Below are 14,383 nucleotides of genomic sequence, written 5' to 3' on the forward strand. Positions count from 1 at the left end.
TATGTAAATTATATAAAAAACGGTATCAGATTTTGGAATAAAATTTGATACCGTTTTGCTATCTTTGAAAAACTAATTTTTTTACAATTACAAAAGGATGAAATATTTTATAACAGCGTGTTTGGTTACTTTGGTTTTTTCTTTCAACAGTTTTTCTCAAGAAAAAAACACTACTCATAAAGTGGAAAAGGGAGAAACTATAGCCCAAATTGCGCAAAAATACAATGTCACTCCTTTTGATATTTATCAATTAAACCCCGATGCGCAAAGTGGTTTAAAACCTAATAGTGTTTTACTGATTCCCAAAAAAGGAGATAGCAAGAAACCCAATTCTAAAGTTATAACGCATAAAGTAGAACCTAAAGAGACTTTATATGGCATCGAAAATAAATACGGTGTTTCAGATGAAGACTTGAAGAAAGTGAATCCCGATCTAGTGAAATTAGGACTGCAAATAGGTCAGATTCTAGTTATTCCTTCAGGTGCAAATGCTAAGTCAGTAGTCACAACTTCGGAAAAAGTAGTCTATCACGAAGTGCTTCCCAAAGAAACCAAATATTCTATTGCCAAACAATATGGAATCACTATTGAAGAAATAGAAAAGCGCAATCCCGAGGTTATTGCCAATTTGCCCATTGGTTACCAGCTGGTGATAAAAGGGAATCCTCCAAAATCTGATAAAGTAGTACCAACAACTTCCAAAAAAGATACAGTACAACCCATTCATTCCAATCCAATTCTTCCGCAGGAAGTTGAAGTGAAAAAAACATATACTTCATTGTCGAAAAACTCGAATGATAGAAAAAAATTGGTTTTGCTTTTGCCTTTTAACTTGACTAAAATTGAAGGTGATACCGTAAATTCTACAACAATGCGTTTGAAAAAAGACAAGTTTTTAAATATGACCTTGGATTTTTATTCAGGTGCTTTAATGGCAATAGATTCGGCTAGAAGCATCGGAATTCCTGTAGATGTTAGCATTTTTGACTCACAAGAAACCAAAAGCAGTTCAAATATTGCTACCATTCATCAGCAAAATGATTTAGAAACTGCCGATGCTGTTATTGGTCCTTTTTATCAAAACAATGTCGAGAAAACGGCCGCTTTATTGAGTGATAAAAATGTTGCCGTGATTTCTCCTTTGTCAAAAGATATCGGAAATTCGTTTCCCAATTTGTACCAAACCATTCCGACCGCCGAAGCTTTAAAGAGAGCCGTTTTCGTGTATATGATGGCAAAAGGAGGAAACATTATTGCAGTTGTCGATAAGAAAAAAGAGTCGGCCCGACAATTCATACAGCAGAATTATCCAGAAGTTAAATTTGCTGCTTTGCTTGAAAATGGGAGTTTATCTGCTGAAAGTTTCAAAGGTTTGCTTGTCAAAGGCAAAATGAATTATGTGGTTTTAGCCTCCGAAAATACAGGAATGGTCAAGTGGACTATGGCCACTATGATGAGTGTTATGGCTACTTATAATGTGGAGTTGGTGATTATGGAACCCAACGAAACCTTAGATACCGATGAAATTAATTTTACGAATCTGACCAAATTGAAATTGATGTATCCATCAATATCTCGGGAGAACGAATCAATTGAAGCACTGATTTTCGAAAAAGAATACCGCAAGAAAAACAAGATTGCCCCTAGTACCTATGCCACACGTGGTTTTGATGTGACTTTTGATACCATGATGCGATTGACTCAAGAAAAAGTGTATCAAGATACAGCCGATGAATTTGCAACAGAGCAAGTGGACAACAAGTTTGAATATTATAAAAAAGCAGACGGCGGATACACTAATAGAGGGATTTACATCCTGTATTATGACACTGATTTGATTATAAAAGAAGCTAATTGAGTATTAAGAATTAAGTATCAAGTATTAAGACTAGTAAAATCTAAAGCCCATAAACCCAGAAACCCATAACTCATAACTCAAAACATGACATCAAAAGTAACTTATTTAGGGGATTTAAGAACCTCTTCGATACATTTACAATCGGGCAGCGAAATCATTTCGGATGCGCCATTAGATAATAACGGAAAAGGAGAAGCTTTTTCACCAACGGATACCGTTGCCAATGCTTTGGCCAGTTGTATGATGACCGTAATGGGAATCAAAGCACGAGATTTAGCTGTTGATTTCACAGGTGCTACCGCTGCTGTGACTAAAATTATGCAAGCCGAACCGCGAAGAATTGCAGCTATCGAAATTGTTTTTGATATGAACCTGGCGGCAGACGAGAAAACGAAAACCATCCTTGAACGAACCGCAATGACTTGCCCAGTTTTCCTGAGTTTGAACCCGGAAATCGAGAAAAGGATTAGTTTTAATTGGAAATAAATCAGTGTTCAGTCCGCAGTATTTAGTTTGCAGACTGTCCTTTATACTTTAAACTTGCAACAAGACCAAAAACAGCTCATCAAATTAGCTCATACTAAAATGCCTTTTGGCAAGTATGAAGGTCGATATCTCATCGATTTACCGGAATATTATGTGGTTTGGTATTCCAACAAAGGTTTTCCAAAAGGAGAGCTTGGACAGCAGTTACAATTGATTTACGAATTGAAACTTAACGGACTCGAAGAGTTGATTCGGAATATTAAAAAACGGTATCCTAAACCTTAACAGGTTTGTGGTTTATTGTTGTTTTAAGTGTTAATTTCCAAATCTCGAATGTAATCTCCGTATTCCCAATAGAACATTTCTAAAGCATTCATTTTCTTGTAGAAAAAATCAAAAATGGCATCCCAATGAGCTCTGTTACTGATGCTTAGTTGTAACTTTTCGACCCAGACCCTGCTGATAGTTTTGCCACTTTCGAGCGTGAAATTTTTCTCAAAAACCAAATCTTTGACAAATTCGTCCTCTAAAATACTTTTTAAGGATTCCAATTTTTCGAAATAGACAATACGTTTGTCGTCGTTTCGATGTTCAATATCAATTATAACCTGAGCTTTTTTGTTGTCGGCAAAAAATTTAAACGAAAAGTCTTTGATTTTTGTGTCGTACAAAATCCATTTTCGAGGGTATTTTTCGGCAAATTCTATCCAAAATTCCCGTTTCAACCGTTGCGCTTCTTCTTTGCTATACATTTTTTGGTTTAAAGTTTATTGTTCGTAGTTCCCCGTTTATGAAATTGCCATTGCGATTGAATTTTGCAATTGTTACTTGTTCCTTATTTATTTTTAGACTATATTTATAACAGTTTCAAAGGTGCAAAAATAGGTTTTGATTATGGATTTTCAAGAATTTTTAAAATATGTTCCAAAATTTTTAGAAGTTGCACTTCCAGCCCGTGAAGCGCATTTCAAAATGGTTCCTATTGAAAGATTGGAAAGCCTGAAAAATCAGAATTTAGGCAGTTTCAATCCTAAAACCGCCGCTGTGATGATGTTGTTGTATCCTAAAAAAGGAAAAACTCATTTGGTGCTCATAGTTCGGAATTCGTATGAAGGCATTCATTCGGCGCAAATAGCATTGCCCGGAGGGAAATATGAACCCATAGATGTAAATTATTGGAACACTGCATTGCGTGAAACACACGAAGAAATTGGAATTCATCCCGATAATATTGAAATAATAAGGGAATTTACCCATTTGTATATTCAGGCAAGTAATTTTTTAGTCTATCCATTTTTAGGTGTTTGCAAGGAAGAAATTGTTTTTATTCCTGATCAAATTGAAGTGGCCCAAATTATTGAATTGCCAATTGCTGATTTTTTGAAAGATGATTTAATTGTAAGTACTACAATGTCAACTTCTTATGCTAAAAACATAGAAATTCCAGCCTTTAAAATTAAAGAACACATCGTTTGGGGGGCTACAGCGATGATGTTGAGCGAGTTGAAAGAAGTACTAAAAAAAATACTATAATTTATATTTTTCGTATGTTTGTCCTTCAAAAATATAAATTACACATTTTTTTATGGGATTATTGAAGAGAAATCCTTTTGGACACATTCTTGTTGTGAAACGATTTTTAATTCACGTTTTTGCAGTTTTAACTCATAGGCGGTATCGCGGATTTAATAGTTTACAAATAGAAGGTTCCGAAATAATAACAACCTTACCAGAGACAAGCGTACTTTTTATATCGAATCATCAAACCTATTTTGCTGATGTTGTTGCCATGTTTCATGTTTTTAACGCCAGTTTGAGTGGTCGTGAAGATTCTATCAAAAACCTTGGTTACATCTGGAAACCTAAACTCAACATTTACTATGTTGCTGCCAAGGAGACTATGCAGGCTGGATTATTGCCTAGAATTTTGTCCTATATTGGAGCTATTACTGTAGAAAGAACTTGGAGAGCCAAAGGAAAAGATGTGACCGAGAAAAGAGATGTAAATCCTAATGATACCGAAAACATTAAAATTGCTCTGAATGACGGTTGGGTGATTACCTTCCCTCAAGGCACTACCAAATCCTTCAAACCGGTTCGGAAGGGGACAGCGCACATTATCAAGCAACATCGACCAATTGTAGTTCCAATTGTAATTGATGGTTTCCGTCGTTCATTCGATAAAAAAGGATTGCGGATGAAAAAGAAAGATATTCTTCAATCGTTTATCATTAAAGAGCCTCTGCAAATTGATTATGACAACGATACGATCGAAGAAATTGTGGAAAAAATAGAATATGCTATCGAGCAGCATCCGTCCTTCTTGAAAGTGATTCCTGTAGAAGAATTGAAGGCAGCCGAAGAATTGAATCGATTAAGGCAATGGGAATATTAAAAAAAAGAGTTCGCCTCGGCGAACTCTTTTTTTATAAATCTATTTTTTTCAATTCACTATAATTGTGTTTTAGTTTACTCAAGAACCTGCCGTACAATAATTTGTAGAACAACCAGATAATGCCCATTATCAATAGAGCCACAATTAGTATAGTAAGACAATTGGCTTCTAAAACTGCGTTACCCTCATTTCCTAATTGATTGCTACTTGAATTAAAACCTGCATTAAATCCTTCTATACCACTCAATGCACCTGTGATTCCTCCAATAATAATATTCCAGTAAATATAGTAGGTTACTATTTTCCGGGTTTTTAGGATGTGTTTTATGAGTGTTTTCGAAGAATTTAAAACCGATATCGACTTAAAATTTTTATAAAACAAATAGATAAATACAACAATTACAACGTAGTTAAACTTCTCTAAATAGTTGATGTAGGGATGCAAACGCATAAACTCATCATATTTTGGATCATTTAATAAAAATGAAATACCATTTAATACAACGAATTCAATAATGCTCACAATCAAAATCCACTTTACTATCGAAGACGATTTTTGGTGCAACATAGTATAGATTTCTGCTTCGGAAACTTGTTCGAAGTTTTTTTCTTTTTGCCAATCTTTTTTTAATAAATCCAGCTCTTTCATTTGCAGATTTTTATTGTTTTTTTCGGTCAAATGTAATTCGCAAACTTCTTTAGTTTTTGACAACCAAATCTATCTTTTGCTCATTTCATATTCCTTAAGGATTTAGTATTTTTTTTAATTTTCCTTTTATTCTATTCATTTTTACCCTTGCATTCACCTCGCTTATTCCCAAAGTTTCTGATATTTCGCCATAATCTTTATCTTCAAGGTACATATAAACCAAAGCTTTTTCGATATCATTCAGCTGATAAACCGCTTTGTACATCAGTTTCAGGCGTTCTTCTTCCTCATAATTATAATCCTCGTTGCTTATAAAATATTGCTGAGATTCATAGTCCACTGTCTTGACCGATCGAGTGCTTTTCCGGTATAAAGTGATGGCTGTATTCAACGCGACTCGATAAGCCCAAGTCGAAAATTTACTATCACCTCGAAACTTCGGATAAGCCTTCCATAGCTGAATCGTGATTTCCTGAAATAAATCCTTATGCGCGTCCTCACCATTCGTATATAACCTACAAATCTTGTGGATTATATTCTGATTGGTCTTCAATTGCTGCACAAATGATTGTTCTAAACTATCGCTCATATTTACGTTAGTGGCCAAAACCTGTTTTTTGTTACAAATTAATTGTTTTTTTTAGGAGCAGAACTTTTTAGGATTTCAAGAAACAGTCGTCCCGCTATCATTCCAATCTGTCATTGCGAGGAACGAAGCAATCTCACGCTTTGAATGGTTCGTTCCTAGCAATGAAAGGATTTCCCCTTCAAACAAAGTTCACTGAACTCCTATTAAAATAAAAGTCAAGTGAAGTAATCGGGGCTATGCTAGAACTTTTAGTTTTTCAAAAGTCTTTTTCCTTATAATAATTCACCATCAAATTCACGAATTTGCTATAACTTTCCATTCCGTCTTTTTGTTGGTTCATTTTTAAGAAATTGTCATAGAAATAATGAAAACCTTTATCTATAATCGTGTCGTATTCTTTCCAGAAATCCTCAGTTTCTTTATAATTTTTCAAAATTCCAGGATGAACAGTTTTCAATAATTGGTCAAAGACTTTTTCATCTCGAGCATACCAATTGTTAAGGCAATACCTCAAAGCAGTGCTGTATCCCGAATACTGAAAATATAAATCCTCATTTTTTACTGTAGCCAGAAACCCAATAAAATTGCATTCACTTTCGCTGGCAAAACCTATCTGATGCGCCATTTCGTGGCAAGTAGTCATCGGGGAATTGTACATTGGCATCACATAATTCACTTGCGCTTCATTGGTAAACGGATTCAAATAGCCACCAAAACCCATATAAGTTAGCGGTAAACTAAATAGCGATTTCTTGACACTTTGATTCGTGTATTCAAAATAGGCATATTCACTCCAGAGTACTCTATAGCCATTCAAACTCCTTTCGAAAACCTGTGTATGAGTATAAGGAAAGGGTACTTTCAGACTGTCGTTTTTGGTAATTTTCAGTTGGACTTCATTGGTTTTAGCAATCAGTTTTTTAGTAAAAGTCAGCAAATCCGCATCGTTGTAATCGCGTTCTATTTTCATTTTCTCGAATAGCGGTTGACGGTAGTAATTCATCGCCCACAAAAAATGAAATAGAAAATACGCTATCGAAAATACGCTTACTACTTTTAAAATATTATATTTCCATTCCAGTCTCCACGTTTTTCGCGCTTTCCAAATCGATTTTAGTAGTAATATAATCAGAATTCCGTAGATAATATCTCCGACCGAAAAAGGGATTTTCCCTAGTACAATTCTCGAGGTTTTCGAAATAATCACAAACAGTCCATTGCTGTAAAGTCGTTCGACGAGTTCAGGGAAAAAGGCAATGATTTTTATAAAAACAATCTGAAATAGAAGAAATAAGGGTAGAATATAGTTGCGCTGCATTAATTTTCTTTTGGCGTTAAATTTAATCAATAATCAAGAAGTAGTATTTCTTTTTTGTAAATTTGTGAAGCTAAATTGCCTTTTTAGAAATTTAAACATTTCAAAAAATCTATGTCAAGAGAAGAACTTATTAACGAAACTGTCGAAAAATTGAGACAACTTTCTGATTCCAGAATTCAGGAAGTGTCCGATTATGTGAGTTTTTTGGCGTGCAAAATCGATGATAAAATCATCTCCGAAGGAATTAAAACACTCGCCTCAACTTCCAAATCATTTGAATTTCTTCAAAATGAAGAAGAACTTTATCAAGTGAGTGACATAAAAGAACAATATCAATGAAAAAAGGAGATATTGTTCTTCTTTCTTTTCCATTTACCGATTTGAAAGGCAAGAAAATAAGACCAGCTTTGGTTTTAGTCGTTTCAGATTTGGATGTAATTGTGGCTTTTATTACTACTCAATTCAAATGGCAAAATCCTTTTGATATCCTTTTAGAACCAAATGATTCCAATGGTTTAAAGAAAACTTCTTTACTTCGTTTGTCAAAAATCACTACAATCGACAAAGATTTAATTCTCGGAAAGTTAGGAGAATTGGGTTCGTTCGAAATGCAAAACATAAACGCAAGTCTAATTGAGATTTTGAATTTATAACGTTTTAAATTTGTGTCAAAATAAAAAGTAATACAATAATAATATACCATGAGCCAAGAAATAAGAAACATAGAACCTAAAGCCCTTTGGAACAAATTTGCCGATTTAAACGCTGTTCCTCGTCCATCAAAAAAAGAAGATCGCGTTATCGAATTTATGAAGAACTTCGGAAAATCGTTGGGTTTAGAAACTTTTGAAGACGAAATCCGAAACGTGATTATTCGCAAACCAGCAACTCTAGGGATGGAAAATCGCAAACCTATTGTCTTACAAGGACATCTCGATATGGTGCATCAAAAAAATGCGGATACCGTTTTCGATTTCGACACCCAAGGAATCGATATGTATGTAGATGGCGACTGGGTTCGTGCTCGCGGAACCACACTTGGCGCTGATAATGGTCTTGGAGTGGCGATGATTATGGCAATTTTAGAATCCAACGAAATCAAGCATCCTGCTATAGAAGCTTTGTTTACCATTGATGAAGAGACCGGAATGACAGGAGCTTTGAATCTGAAAGGCGGTATCTTGAAAGGTGAAATTCTCTTGAATATGGACACCGAAGAGGATGACGAAATTGACATTGGTTGTGCCGGAGGAATTGATGTGACAGCTAGCCGTAGTTATCAGGAAGAGGAAACTCCTGAAGATTCTGTAGGTTACACAATCACAGTTAAAGGCTTGAACGGGGGACATTCCGGTATGGATATTCATAAAGGTTTGGGTAATGCCAACAAAATAATGAACCGTTTATTGTTTGATGGTTTTGAGAATTTTGGACTGCAAATTGCTGAAATCAATGGCGGTAGTTTGCGCAATGCAATTCCGAGAGAAAGCGTAGCAAAAGTAATTGTTGCCGGAATGTATGACGAAGCGTATGTTTTTGATATGCAGGAAATCATCAACGACATCAAAACCGAATACAAAACTACCGAACCCAACCTAACTATCGAAATTGTGAAAAGCGATTTGCCTAAAAAAGTGATGGATTTGGGCGTTCAAGAAGGAATTCTGCGTTCGATTTATGCTGCACATAACGGAGTTTATAGAATGTCAGCCGATATGGAAGATTTGGTTGAAACCTCGAATAATATTGCTCGAGTGATCATCAAAGAAGGTGAAATTGTAATTCTAAATTTAACCCGTTCATCAGTAGAAACTTCAAAGTTTGATTTAGCAAATGCTTTGCGATCCGCCTTTGAATTATGCGGTTGCGAAGTGAATTTTACTGGTTCTTATCCAGGTTGGACACCTAATGTAAAATCTGAGATTTTAGATTTATTGGTTAAAATTTACGAGAAACAAAACAACGAAAAGCCAAAAGTAGTGGCTTGTCACGCCGGTTTAGAATGTGGCATTCTAGGAACGAATTATCCAGATATGGATATGATTTCTTTTGGACCAACTATTCAGGGAGCGCACTCGCCTGACGAAAGAGCTTCAATACAATCTTCTCAAAAATTCTGGAAATTTGTATTGGAAATTCTGGAAAATATCCCTGTTAAGCAGTAGGCAGTGGTCAGTTTCTAGAGTTCAGCAAAAAAGTGATAAAAAAATAGTGTTCAGTATCAATACGAAACTGAACACTATAAGCTGAACACTGAACACTTACCTTAGTCTCTTTTAGGACTATTTTTTTTTGCTCTTTTCTCCTCTTTTTTTTCCTTGGCGGTTTTAAGAGGTTCTTTTTTTACGTTTTTCTTTGCGTCTTGACTCTTTGCCATATTATATAATTTTAAAGGTTATTTTTTCGATAATTTCAATAAGTAAATATAGCGAATATTTTTTATATGAATAAGCTTTCAGTTGTTTTTCATATTTTGAATTGCATAAAAAATCCTCAACTTTTTGCAAGTTGAGGATTAGTTTTTATTGATGGATTTGTTATTTTTTTAAAAACAGAATTAAACCCAAAAGGCTGACTATTAAAACAACCAAAGCAGCCAAAACCATTGTCAAATCGCGTATGTTTTTGCCTGCCCAATCCATAAATAAAAATTTGTGGAAAATGGCAAAAGAATAGCCCTCGATTATATCCGATTTTTCAGTAACAGATGCCAGTCTTGAAGTGGCAGTTTCAATAAAGTAAGTTGTGTTTTCGGGTGTATCAAAAGCCAATTTTATAACTGGCAAACGTTTGTTGACAAAACCATATTCTCTACTATTGAATTCTGTTAAAACTTTGGTTTCTAGTAAGGCGGCATCTTCTAAACTTGTTTTTTCGGTTGTAACGTCATCCATTTCGCAACAAGCAGCTTTTGGACCTCCATCACTGAAATAGTAAGCCAGGAATTTGGCGTATTCCACATCAAGGTTTGGAACAACTTTGTTTGTCGCTGCGTTGATATAAAGGATTTCTGATTTTGGATTTTCCTTTTTGCCCCATTTGGATTTTGAATCAGTTTTTGGAGTTGCGTATTTGCTTTTGGCTAAAGTCAATTGGCATCGATAGTAAATGCTGTCATTTAAGGCAATGATGCTCGTATTTTCCAATCGGTTCCAGTCTAAATCAATGGCATTATTTGGTGTTTGGATGTCTTTGGATTCAAAAACAGGTTCGTACACCATTTTATCTAAGGTATAAGGTTCCCATTTTGTTGTAGCGTGATAAGCCCCGCTAAAGGCAAAGGTCAAAGTAAACAATGAAACCCAGATTCCGATTTGGCGGTGGTATTTTCGGACTCCTTTCTTGGGATTCAAACTATCTGTTTTTCTGAATTGTTTCCAAAACAGACCATAAATTACAATTCCACTTATGGCAGAAAAAAAGATGATGGAAAGAAATAAAAACATCACAACAATGCGAATGCTATTGTTGCTAATCCAATCGATGAAAGCCCAATTGTGGAAAGTGTCGAAAAACCAGATAAAAGCTTGTCTTGATTTTGGGTTAAATGTTGCTAGCTTGCTCGAAGCCGTTTCTACATAAACTTCCATTGCATCCGGGCGATTGAAGGTGGTTTTGTAAACGGGCAAGTAGCGGTTGACGTATTTGTATTGCGAAGTGAATTCGGTTAGAATATCGGTTTTGACAATGGTGCTTTTTTGGTCATCTAAGAAATAACGGGACAGCCAATTAGCGTACTTTTGGTCTCCATTTTCCAGTTTCTTGGCATCCAAAGCATTGAAATATACCAGTTCGTCTTTCGTGGTTTTTACTTGATAATAAGTCGAATTGTCAAACGAAACAATCCTGAAATTCTTTAACTCGGGTATCTTGTTTTTTTGCAATACTTCCTGGATGGAGAGCGTTAATTGGGATTTGTCTATTGGTTTTGCTACTAGAAATTCATTAGCAATAGTAGGCTTGAAAAAATGCGCCATAAACGGATGCATTAATCCTGACAAGGTCCAGAAAATAACCGGAATTATGGTAATAATTCCAATAATACGATGCCAAGCATATATTTTTTGCTTGATTTTTTTAACAAACTTCGAATCCTTCTTTTTTGAAGTGTTGACTTCTTTTGGTGTGTTGTTCATTTTTTCTTGTTTTTTAGCCCCGGTAGTAGCGGCATCCTTTTGTGGCGGTGTTCGCCACAAAAGATACAGCGGATGACAGGATTAGCTCCTAATTCTTATTTTCTTAATGAAAAATTATATTGTAAGCCTACCAAAAATGTTCTTGGTGCAGCAGCCGTATAAGTGGGTTGCGAGCTGCTTAAATTTCCTCTCGAAACATTGTAAGCATATAATTTGTCGGTAATGTTGATGATGTTTCCATAGATTTCAATTCCTTTCCATTCGTAACCAGCTCGGAAATTAAAAATGTCGTAACCAGCATATTTAATGGTGTTGATTTGGTCTTGGTAATAACTTCCCACAGATTGCCATTCAACAGAAGTTCTGAATTTAGGCAACCAATTTGGGTAATAACTGATTTCGGAATTGCCGGACCATCTAGGTGCTTGAGGCATTTCTTTTCCGTCCAGATTTTTCAAAACATCGGTTGGATAATCTGAAACTTTGAAATCGATGTAAGTATGTTCGGCAACAGTACCTCCAAAACGGATGTTTACTTGGTTGGCAAGTAGTTTGTAATTACCACCAAATTCCACTCCTTTGTGTCTGGTTTCTCCAACAGAACGGAAATCGGTTGAGTTGTCGGGCAAACGAACACTTAACAATTCGTTTTTACCTTCCATATAATACACAGCATAATCGAAGTTTAATTTTCCGCCCAATAAAGCAAACCAACCACCAATTTCGTAATTATTGAAAGTTGCCGGTTCGAGGTTGTAATAAAACTGAGCGGGTTTTCCTGTAGTTCCGCCAGTTCCAGCTTTAGCTCTAAAAATCGAAGTGATTCCTGGAGGAGCAAATCCTTGGGCATAATTGGCATAAATTCCAGTAAATTGAACTGGATTGTAGTTGGCACCAAATTTAAAAGTAGGTTTGTCGTATATTTTTGTTCCAGTTGAATTGTCGATAGCATTGTTGTAATTGACTTTCAAATTGTCATAACGTGCTCCTGCTGTTACGACCAATTTTTCGTAAGGGTTGATGCTCACTTGTGCATAACCGGCAGTGTTGAAAATATCGGCTGTATAGTTGGATAGTTTTACATCTGGACGTTCGGCAGTGATTTCATAGTAATTCACGGTTTGTTTTCCAGGAGTTCCTGGATTAAGATAGGCTTTCATTTCAAGCAGGTAAGCCCAATAGGTAACAGGGGAATAATCATAAAGTGCTCCACAGACGATTTTGGTGTTTAAAAAATCAAATTTTTGGGTGTGTTGCGTAATGGCACCATAACTTTTGAAGTTATTGGAGTTCACTTCTCCTTTTGCCGTTGTCGGGTTTACAGTAGGGCTCCATCGGATTCCGTAAGACGGATTTTGTCCCAGTTTGTTGTCTCGGTGATAAACGGTAATGTAACTGGCGGTATTATCATTCCAGTCGTGTTCCAAGGTCAATCGTGTTCTCAAGGCATCTGATTTTCTATACGTGAAATCAGTGGTGCTTTTGTAAGTTCTATTGTAAAATGCAGCCTCATTTACGCTTCCGCTCATATCCGAATAGTATTTTCCCCACATTGTATTACTGATTAGTCGAGTTTTTGAGTTGATGTTGTAATCAATTCTCGCATTGAAGTTATCTTTGTTATAATCAGAGAATGTCATCCAGCCATTTTCCTGTAAGCTGGAAATTCCTGCAATATGAAAACCGATTTTACCAATAGTAGCTCCACCGGCAGCTTGGATTCGTTTGTAACCCCATTGGTCAGCCTGCATTCCAAACTTGAATTCTGGATTAATAGAAGGTTTTAACGAAATTAAATTGATGGTTCCGCCAACTGCCTCCGGGCCATACAATGAAGAGGCAGGACCTTTGATTACCTCAATACTTTGAAGATTGAATTGGTTGATTTCCAATAAGGCATTGTGGTTGAAAATTCCCATAGGGCGAATAGGCAAGCCGTCTTCCAGATACAAATAATAGGCATTGGTTGTCATCGGTTGGCGAATGGACATTGAGTGTTGTTCATTGCCTAGATTCACCATCAATACTCCCGGAGTTTTGTTGATGATTTCATAAGCTGCTACAGCTTTAGTTTCGTCAATTGTTTTTGCAGTCAATTTGCTGACAGCCACTGGAGTTTCTTTACGTAATGAGGCTGAACGATTGGCAGTTACAAATACTTCTTGTAAATTTTCAACTTTCGTACTGTCTTGAACAGCTTTAGTATTTTTTTTCTTAGAATTGTTTTGCGCAATGGCGACTTGCCCTAATAGTAATAAGGTAAGGAATATTTTTTTCATTTTGTTTATATAAATTTAGAATAATAACAAGTATTTCATTGGCTTTAAGCCAATGAAAAATGGCTTTTCAAAAAGAATTGAAAAGAGAATTAAAAATTTATATAAAATAGGTGGGAGGTCGAAAGTTAGATTTACTTATCGAAATTGGTTTTTCAGTCGAATGGAAAACTAATAATTGAGAAGAATAGGATTTGAAAGTTTGGGCTAAATCATTTCCAAAAAGGGGTTTGATATAAATGAGCTCCAATTTTTCTTTCAAAATAGTATTCATTTTTCGTTCGTTCTCATCAAATTGCTTTAAGGTCTTACGAAGTTCACAACGCCCGTTACAGCTGTTATTAGCTATTTTTCTCTGAATACAAATTGTTTTGGCAATTTCGTCTTGCTGTATTTTGAACTTAGTAAATAGAATGATATTCCCAAAAGACGGGAGTAATAGAATTGCAGAAAGTACTATGACAAAAAACTGTTTCAGACTATTTTGGTTTTGAAAGCGCAAAAATAGTATTTTTAATAAGACAAATTTGTCTTGTTTAAAAAAAACAGAATAGGTATAGGCGTTTAGGCCGCCCAAAAACGAAAATAGTATTACCTTTGTCAAATGAGTACAAGGGAGAAATTTATAGGTGTGAATTCAATAACATTTAACAAGCGATTTAAGGAAGATGCAGAC

General features: G+C 35.5%; 15 protein-coding genes. 8 read left to right on the forward strand and 7 right to left on the reverse strand.

The features are described 5' to 3' along the window. The first annotated feature begins 97 nt into the window (after positions 1 to 97). The 3 genes from ACIQ1E_RS03755 to ACIQ1E_RS03765 all read left to right on the forward strand — a co-directional run bounded on the left by ACIQ1E_RS03755 (position 98) and on the right by ACIQ1E_RS03765 (position 2,629). Positions 98 to 1,858: a LysM peptidoglycan-binding domain-containing protein gene (locus ACIQ1E_RS03755; protein ID WP_396168816.1), complete on the forward strand. Its 1,761-nt coding sequence runs from the start codon at positions 98 to 100 to the stop codon at positions 1,856 to 1,858. 84 nt (positions 1,859 to 1,942) lie between these two features. Further along, positions 1,943 to 2,344, forward strand: a complete 402-nt coding sequence (locus ACIQ1E_RS03760) for an OsmC family protein (protein WP_396168818.1) — start codon at positions 1,943 to 1,945, stop codon at positions 2,342 to 2,344. Positions 2,345 to 2,398: 54 nt separating this feature from the next. Next, a complete protein-coding gene (locus ACIQ1E_RS03765; protein WP_396168819.1) occupies positions 2,399 to 2,629 on the forward strand; it encodes a DUF3820 family protein in 231 nt (76 codons plus the stop codon). A 23-nt stretch (positions 2,630 to 2,652) separates the two neighbouring features. Here ACIQ1E_RS03765 and ACIQ1E_RS03770 read toward each other — a convergent pair whose 3' ends face one another. After that, entirely contained in the window at positions 2,653 to 3,096 is a 444-nt protein-coding gene (locus tag ACIQ1E_RS03770; RefSeq protein WP_396168820.1) for a DUF4268 domain-containing protein, read from the reverse strand. A gap of 142 nt (positions 3,097 to 3,238) precedes the next feature. Here ACIQ1E_RS03770 and ACIQ1E_RS03775 point away from each other — a divergent pair, with 142 nt between their 5' ends. Both ACIQ1E_RS03775 and ACIQ1E_RS03780 read left to right on the forward strand, forming a co-directional pair. Next, positions 3,239 to 3,877, forward strand: coding sequence for an NUDIX hydrolase (locus ACIQ1E_RS03775; RefSeq protein WP_396168822.1), 639 nt, complete (start codon positions 3,239 to 3,241; stop codon positions 3,875 to 3,877). A 52-nt stretch (positions 3,878 to 3,929) separates the two neighbouring features. After that, positions 3,930 to 4,739 carry a lysophospholipid acyltransferase family protein gene (locus ACIQ1E_RS03780; protein ID WP_396168824.1) on the forward strand — a complete coding sequence of 270 codons (810 nt, stop codon included), beginning with the start codon at positions 3,930 to 3,932 and terminating at the stop codon, positions 4,737 to 4,739. Positions 4,740 to 4,770: 31 nt separating this feature from the next. On the opposite strand, the gene ACIQ1E_RS03785 is transcribed toward ACIQ1E_RS03780, so the two are convergent. From ACIQ1E_RS03785 to ACIQ1E_RS03795, 3 genes are all read right to left on the reverse strand, one after another. Further along, positions 4,771 to 5,451, reverse strand: a complete 681-nt coding sequence (locus ACIQ1E_RS03785; RefSeq protein WP_396168826.1) for a hypothetical protein — start codon at positions 5,449 to 5,451, stop codon at positions 4,771 to 4,773. Between the two features lie 31 nt (positions 5,452 to 5,482). Next, a complete protein-coding gene (locus tag ACIQ1E_RS03790; protein ID WP_396168840.1) occupies positions 5,483 to 5,977 on the reverse strand; it encodes an RNA polymerase sigma factor in 495 nt (164 codons plus the stop codon). 256 nt (positions 5,978 to 6,233) lie between these two features. Then, positions 6,234 to 7,295, reverse strand: coding sequence for a DUF3810 domain-containing protein (locus ACIQ1E_RS03795; RefSeq protein WP_396168828.1), 1,062 nt, complete (start codon positions 7,293 to 7,295; stop codon positions 6,234 to 6,236). A gap of 111 nt (positions 7,296 to 7,406) precedes the next feature. Here ACIQ1E_RS03795 and ACIQ1E_RS03800 point away from each other — a divergent pair, with 111 nt between their 5' ends. The 3 genes from ACIQ1E_RS03800 to ACIQ1E_RS03810 are packed head-to-tail and all read left to right on the forward strand — an operon-like array spanning position 7,407 to position 9,460. Beyond that, entirely contained in the window at positions 7,407 to 7,634 is a 228-nt protein-coding gene (locus ACIQ1E_RS03800) for a hypothetical protein (RefSeq protein ID WP_396168830.1), read from the forward strand. Continuing rightward, on the forward strand, positions 7,631 to 7,948 hold the full coding sequence (locus ACIQ1E_RS03805) for a type II toxin-antitoxin system PemK/MazF family toxin (RefSeq protein WP_396168832.1): 318 nt from the start codon (positions 7,631 to 7,633) through the stop codon (positions 7,946 to 7,948). Before ACIQ1E_RS03800 ends, ACIQ1E_RS03805 begins: the two co-directional genes overlap by 4 nt. 48 nt (positions 7,949 to 7,996) lie before the next feature. After that, positions 7,997 to 9,460, forward strand: coding sequence for an aminoacyl-histidine dipeptidase (locus ACIQ1E_RS03810; RefSeq protein WP_396168834.1), 1,464 nt, complete (start codon positions 7,997 to 7,999; stop codon positions 9,458 to 9,460). A 372-nt stretch (positions 9,461 to 9,832) separates the two neighbouring features. On the opposite strand, the gene ACIQ1E_RS03815 is transcribed toward ACIQ1E_RS03810, so the two are convergent. The 3 genes from ACIQ1E_RS03815 to ACIQ1E_RS03825 all read right to left on the reverse strand — a co-directional run bounded on the left by ACIQ1E_RS03815 (position 9,833) and on the right by ACIQ1E_RS03825 (position 14,209). Further along, positions 9,833 to 11,431, reverse strand: a complete 1,599-nt coding sequence (locus ACIQ1E_RS03815; RefSeq protein WP_396168836.1) for a PepSY-associated TM helix domain-containing protein — start codon at positions 11,429 to 11,431, stop codon at positions 9,833 to 9,835. 95 nt (positions 11,432 to 11,526) lie between these two features. After that, positions 11,527 to 13,710: a TonB-dependent receptor gene (locus tag ACIQ1E_RS03820; RefSeq protein ID WP_396168837.1), complete on the reverse strand. Its 2,184-nt coding sequence runs from the start codon at positions 13,708 to 13,710 to the stop codon at positions 11,527 to 11,529. Positions 13,711 to 13,807: 97 nt separating this feature from the next. Next, entirely contained in the window at positions 13,808 to 14,209 is a 402-nt protein-coding gene (locus ACIQ1E_RS03825) for a hypothetical protein (protein ID WP_396168839.1), read from the reverse strand. Between the last annotated feature and the right edge of the window lie 174 nt (positions 14,210 to 14,383).

The sequence above is a fragment of the Flavobacterium sp. genome, from assembly GCF_044348915.1.
GTDB lineage: Bacteria > Bacteroidota > Bacteroidia > Flavobacteriales > Flavobacteriaceae > Flavobacterium.

Excerpts from the sequence above, each read along its gene's own strand:
- ACIQ1E_RS03770 (WP_396168820.1), bottom strand. The coding sequence starts at position 3,096 with ATGTATAGCAAAGAAGAAGCGCAACGGTTGAAACGGGAATTTTGGATA.
- ACIQ1E_RS03775 (WP_396168822.1), top strand. The coding sequence starts at position 3,239 with ATGGATTTTCAAGAATTTTTAAAATATGTTCCAAAATTTTTAGAAGTT.
- ACIQ1E_RS03805 (WP_396168832.1), top strand. The coding sequence starts at position 7,631 with ATGAAAAAAGGAGATATTGTTCTTCTTTCTTTTCCATTTACCGATTTG.
- ACIQ1E_RS03810 (WP_396168834.1), top strand. The coding sequence starts at position 7,997 with ATGAGCCAAGAAATAAGAAACATAGAACCTAAAGCCCTTTGGAACAAA.
- ACIQ1E_RS03790 (WP_396168840.1), bottom strand. The coding sequence starts at position 5,977 with ATGAGCGATAGTTTAGAACAATCATTTGTGCAGCAATTGAAGACCAAT.
- ACIQ1E_RS03795 (WP_396168828.1), bottom strand. The coding sequence starts at position 7,295 with ATGCAGCGCAACTATATTCTACCCTTATTTCTTCTATTTCAGATTGTT.
- ACIQ1E_RS03800 (WP_396168830.1), top strand. The coding sequence starts at position 7,407 with ATGTCAAGAGAAGAACTTATTAACGAAACTGTCGAAAAATTGAGACAA.
- ACIQ1E_RS03755 (WP_396168816.1), top strand. The coding sequence starts at position 98 with ATGAAATATTTTATAACAGCGTGTTTGGTTACTTTGGTTTTTTCTTTC.
- ACIQ1E_RS03780 (WP_396168824.1), top strand. The coding sequence starts at position 3,930 with ATGGGATTATTGAAGAGAAATCCTTTTGGACACATTCTTGTTGTGAAA.
- ACIQ1E_RS03820 (WP_396168837.1), bottom strand. The coding sequence starts at position 13,710 with ATGAAAAAAATATTCCTTACCTTATTACTATTAGGGCAAGTCGCCATT.
- ACIQ1E_RS03760 (WP_396168818.1), top strand. The coding sequence starts at position 1,943 with ATGACATCAAAAGTAACTTATTTAGGGGATTTAAGAACCTCTTCGATA.
- ACIQ1E_RS03815 (WP_396168836.1), bottom strand. The coding sequence starts at position 11,431 with ATGAACAACACACCAAAAGAAGTCAACACTTCAAAAAAGAAGGATTCG.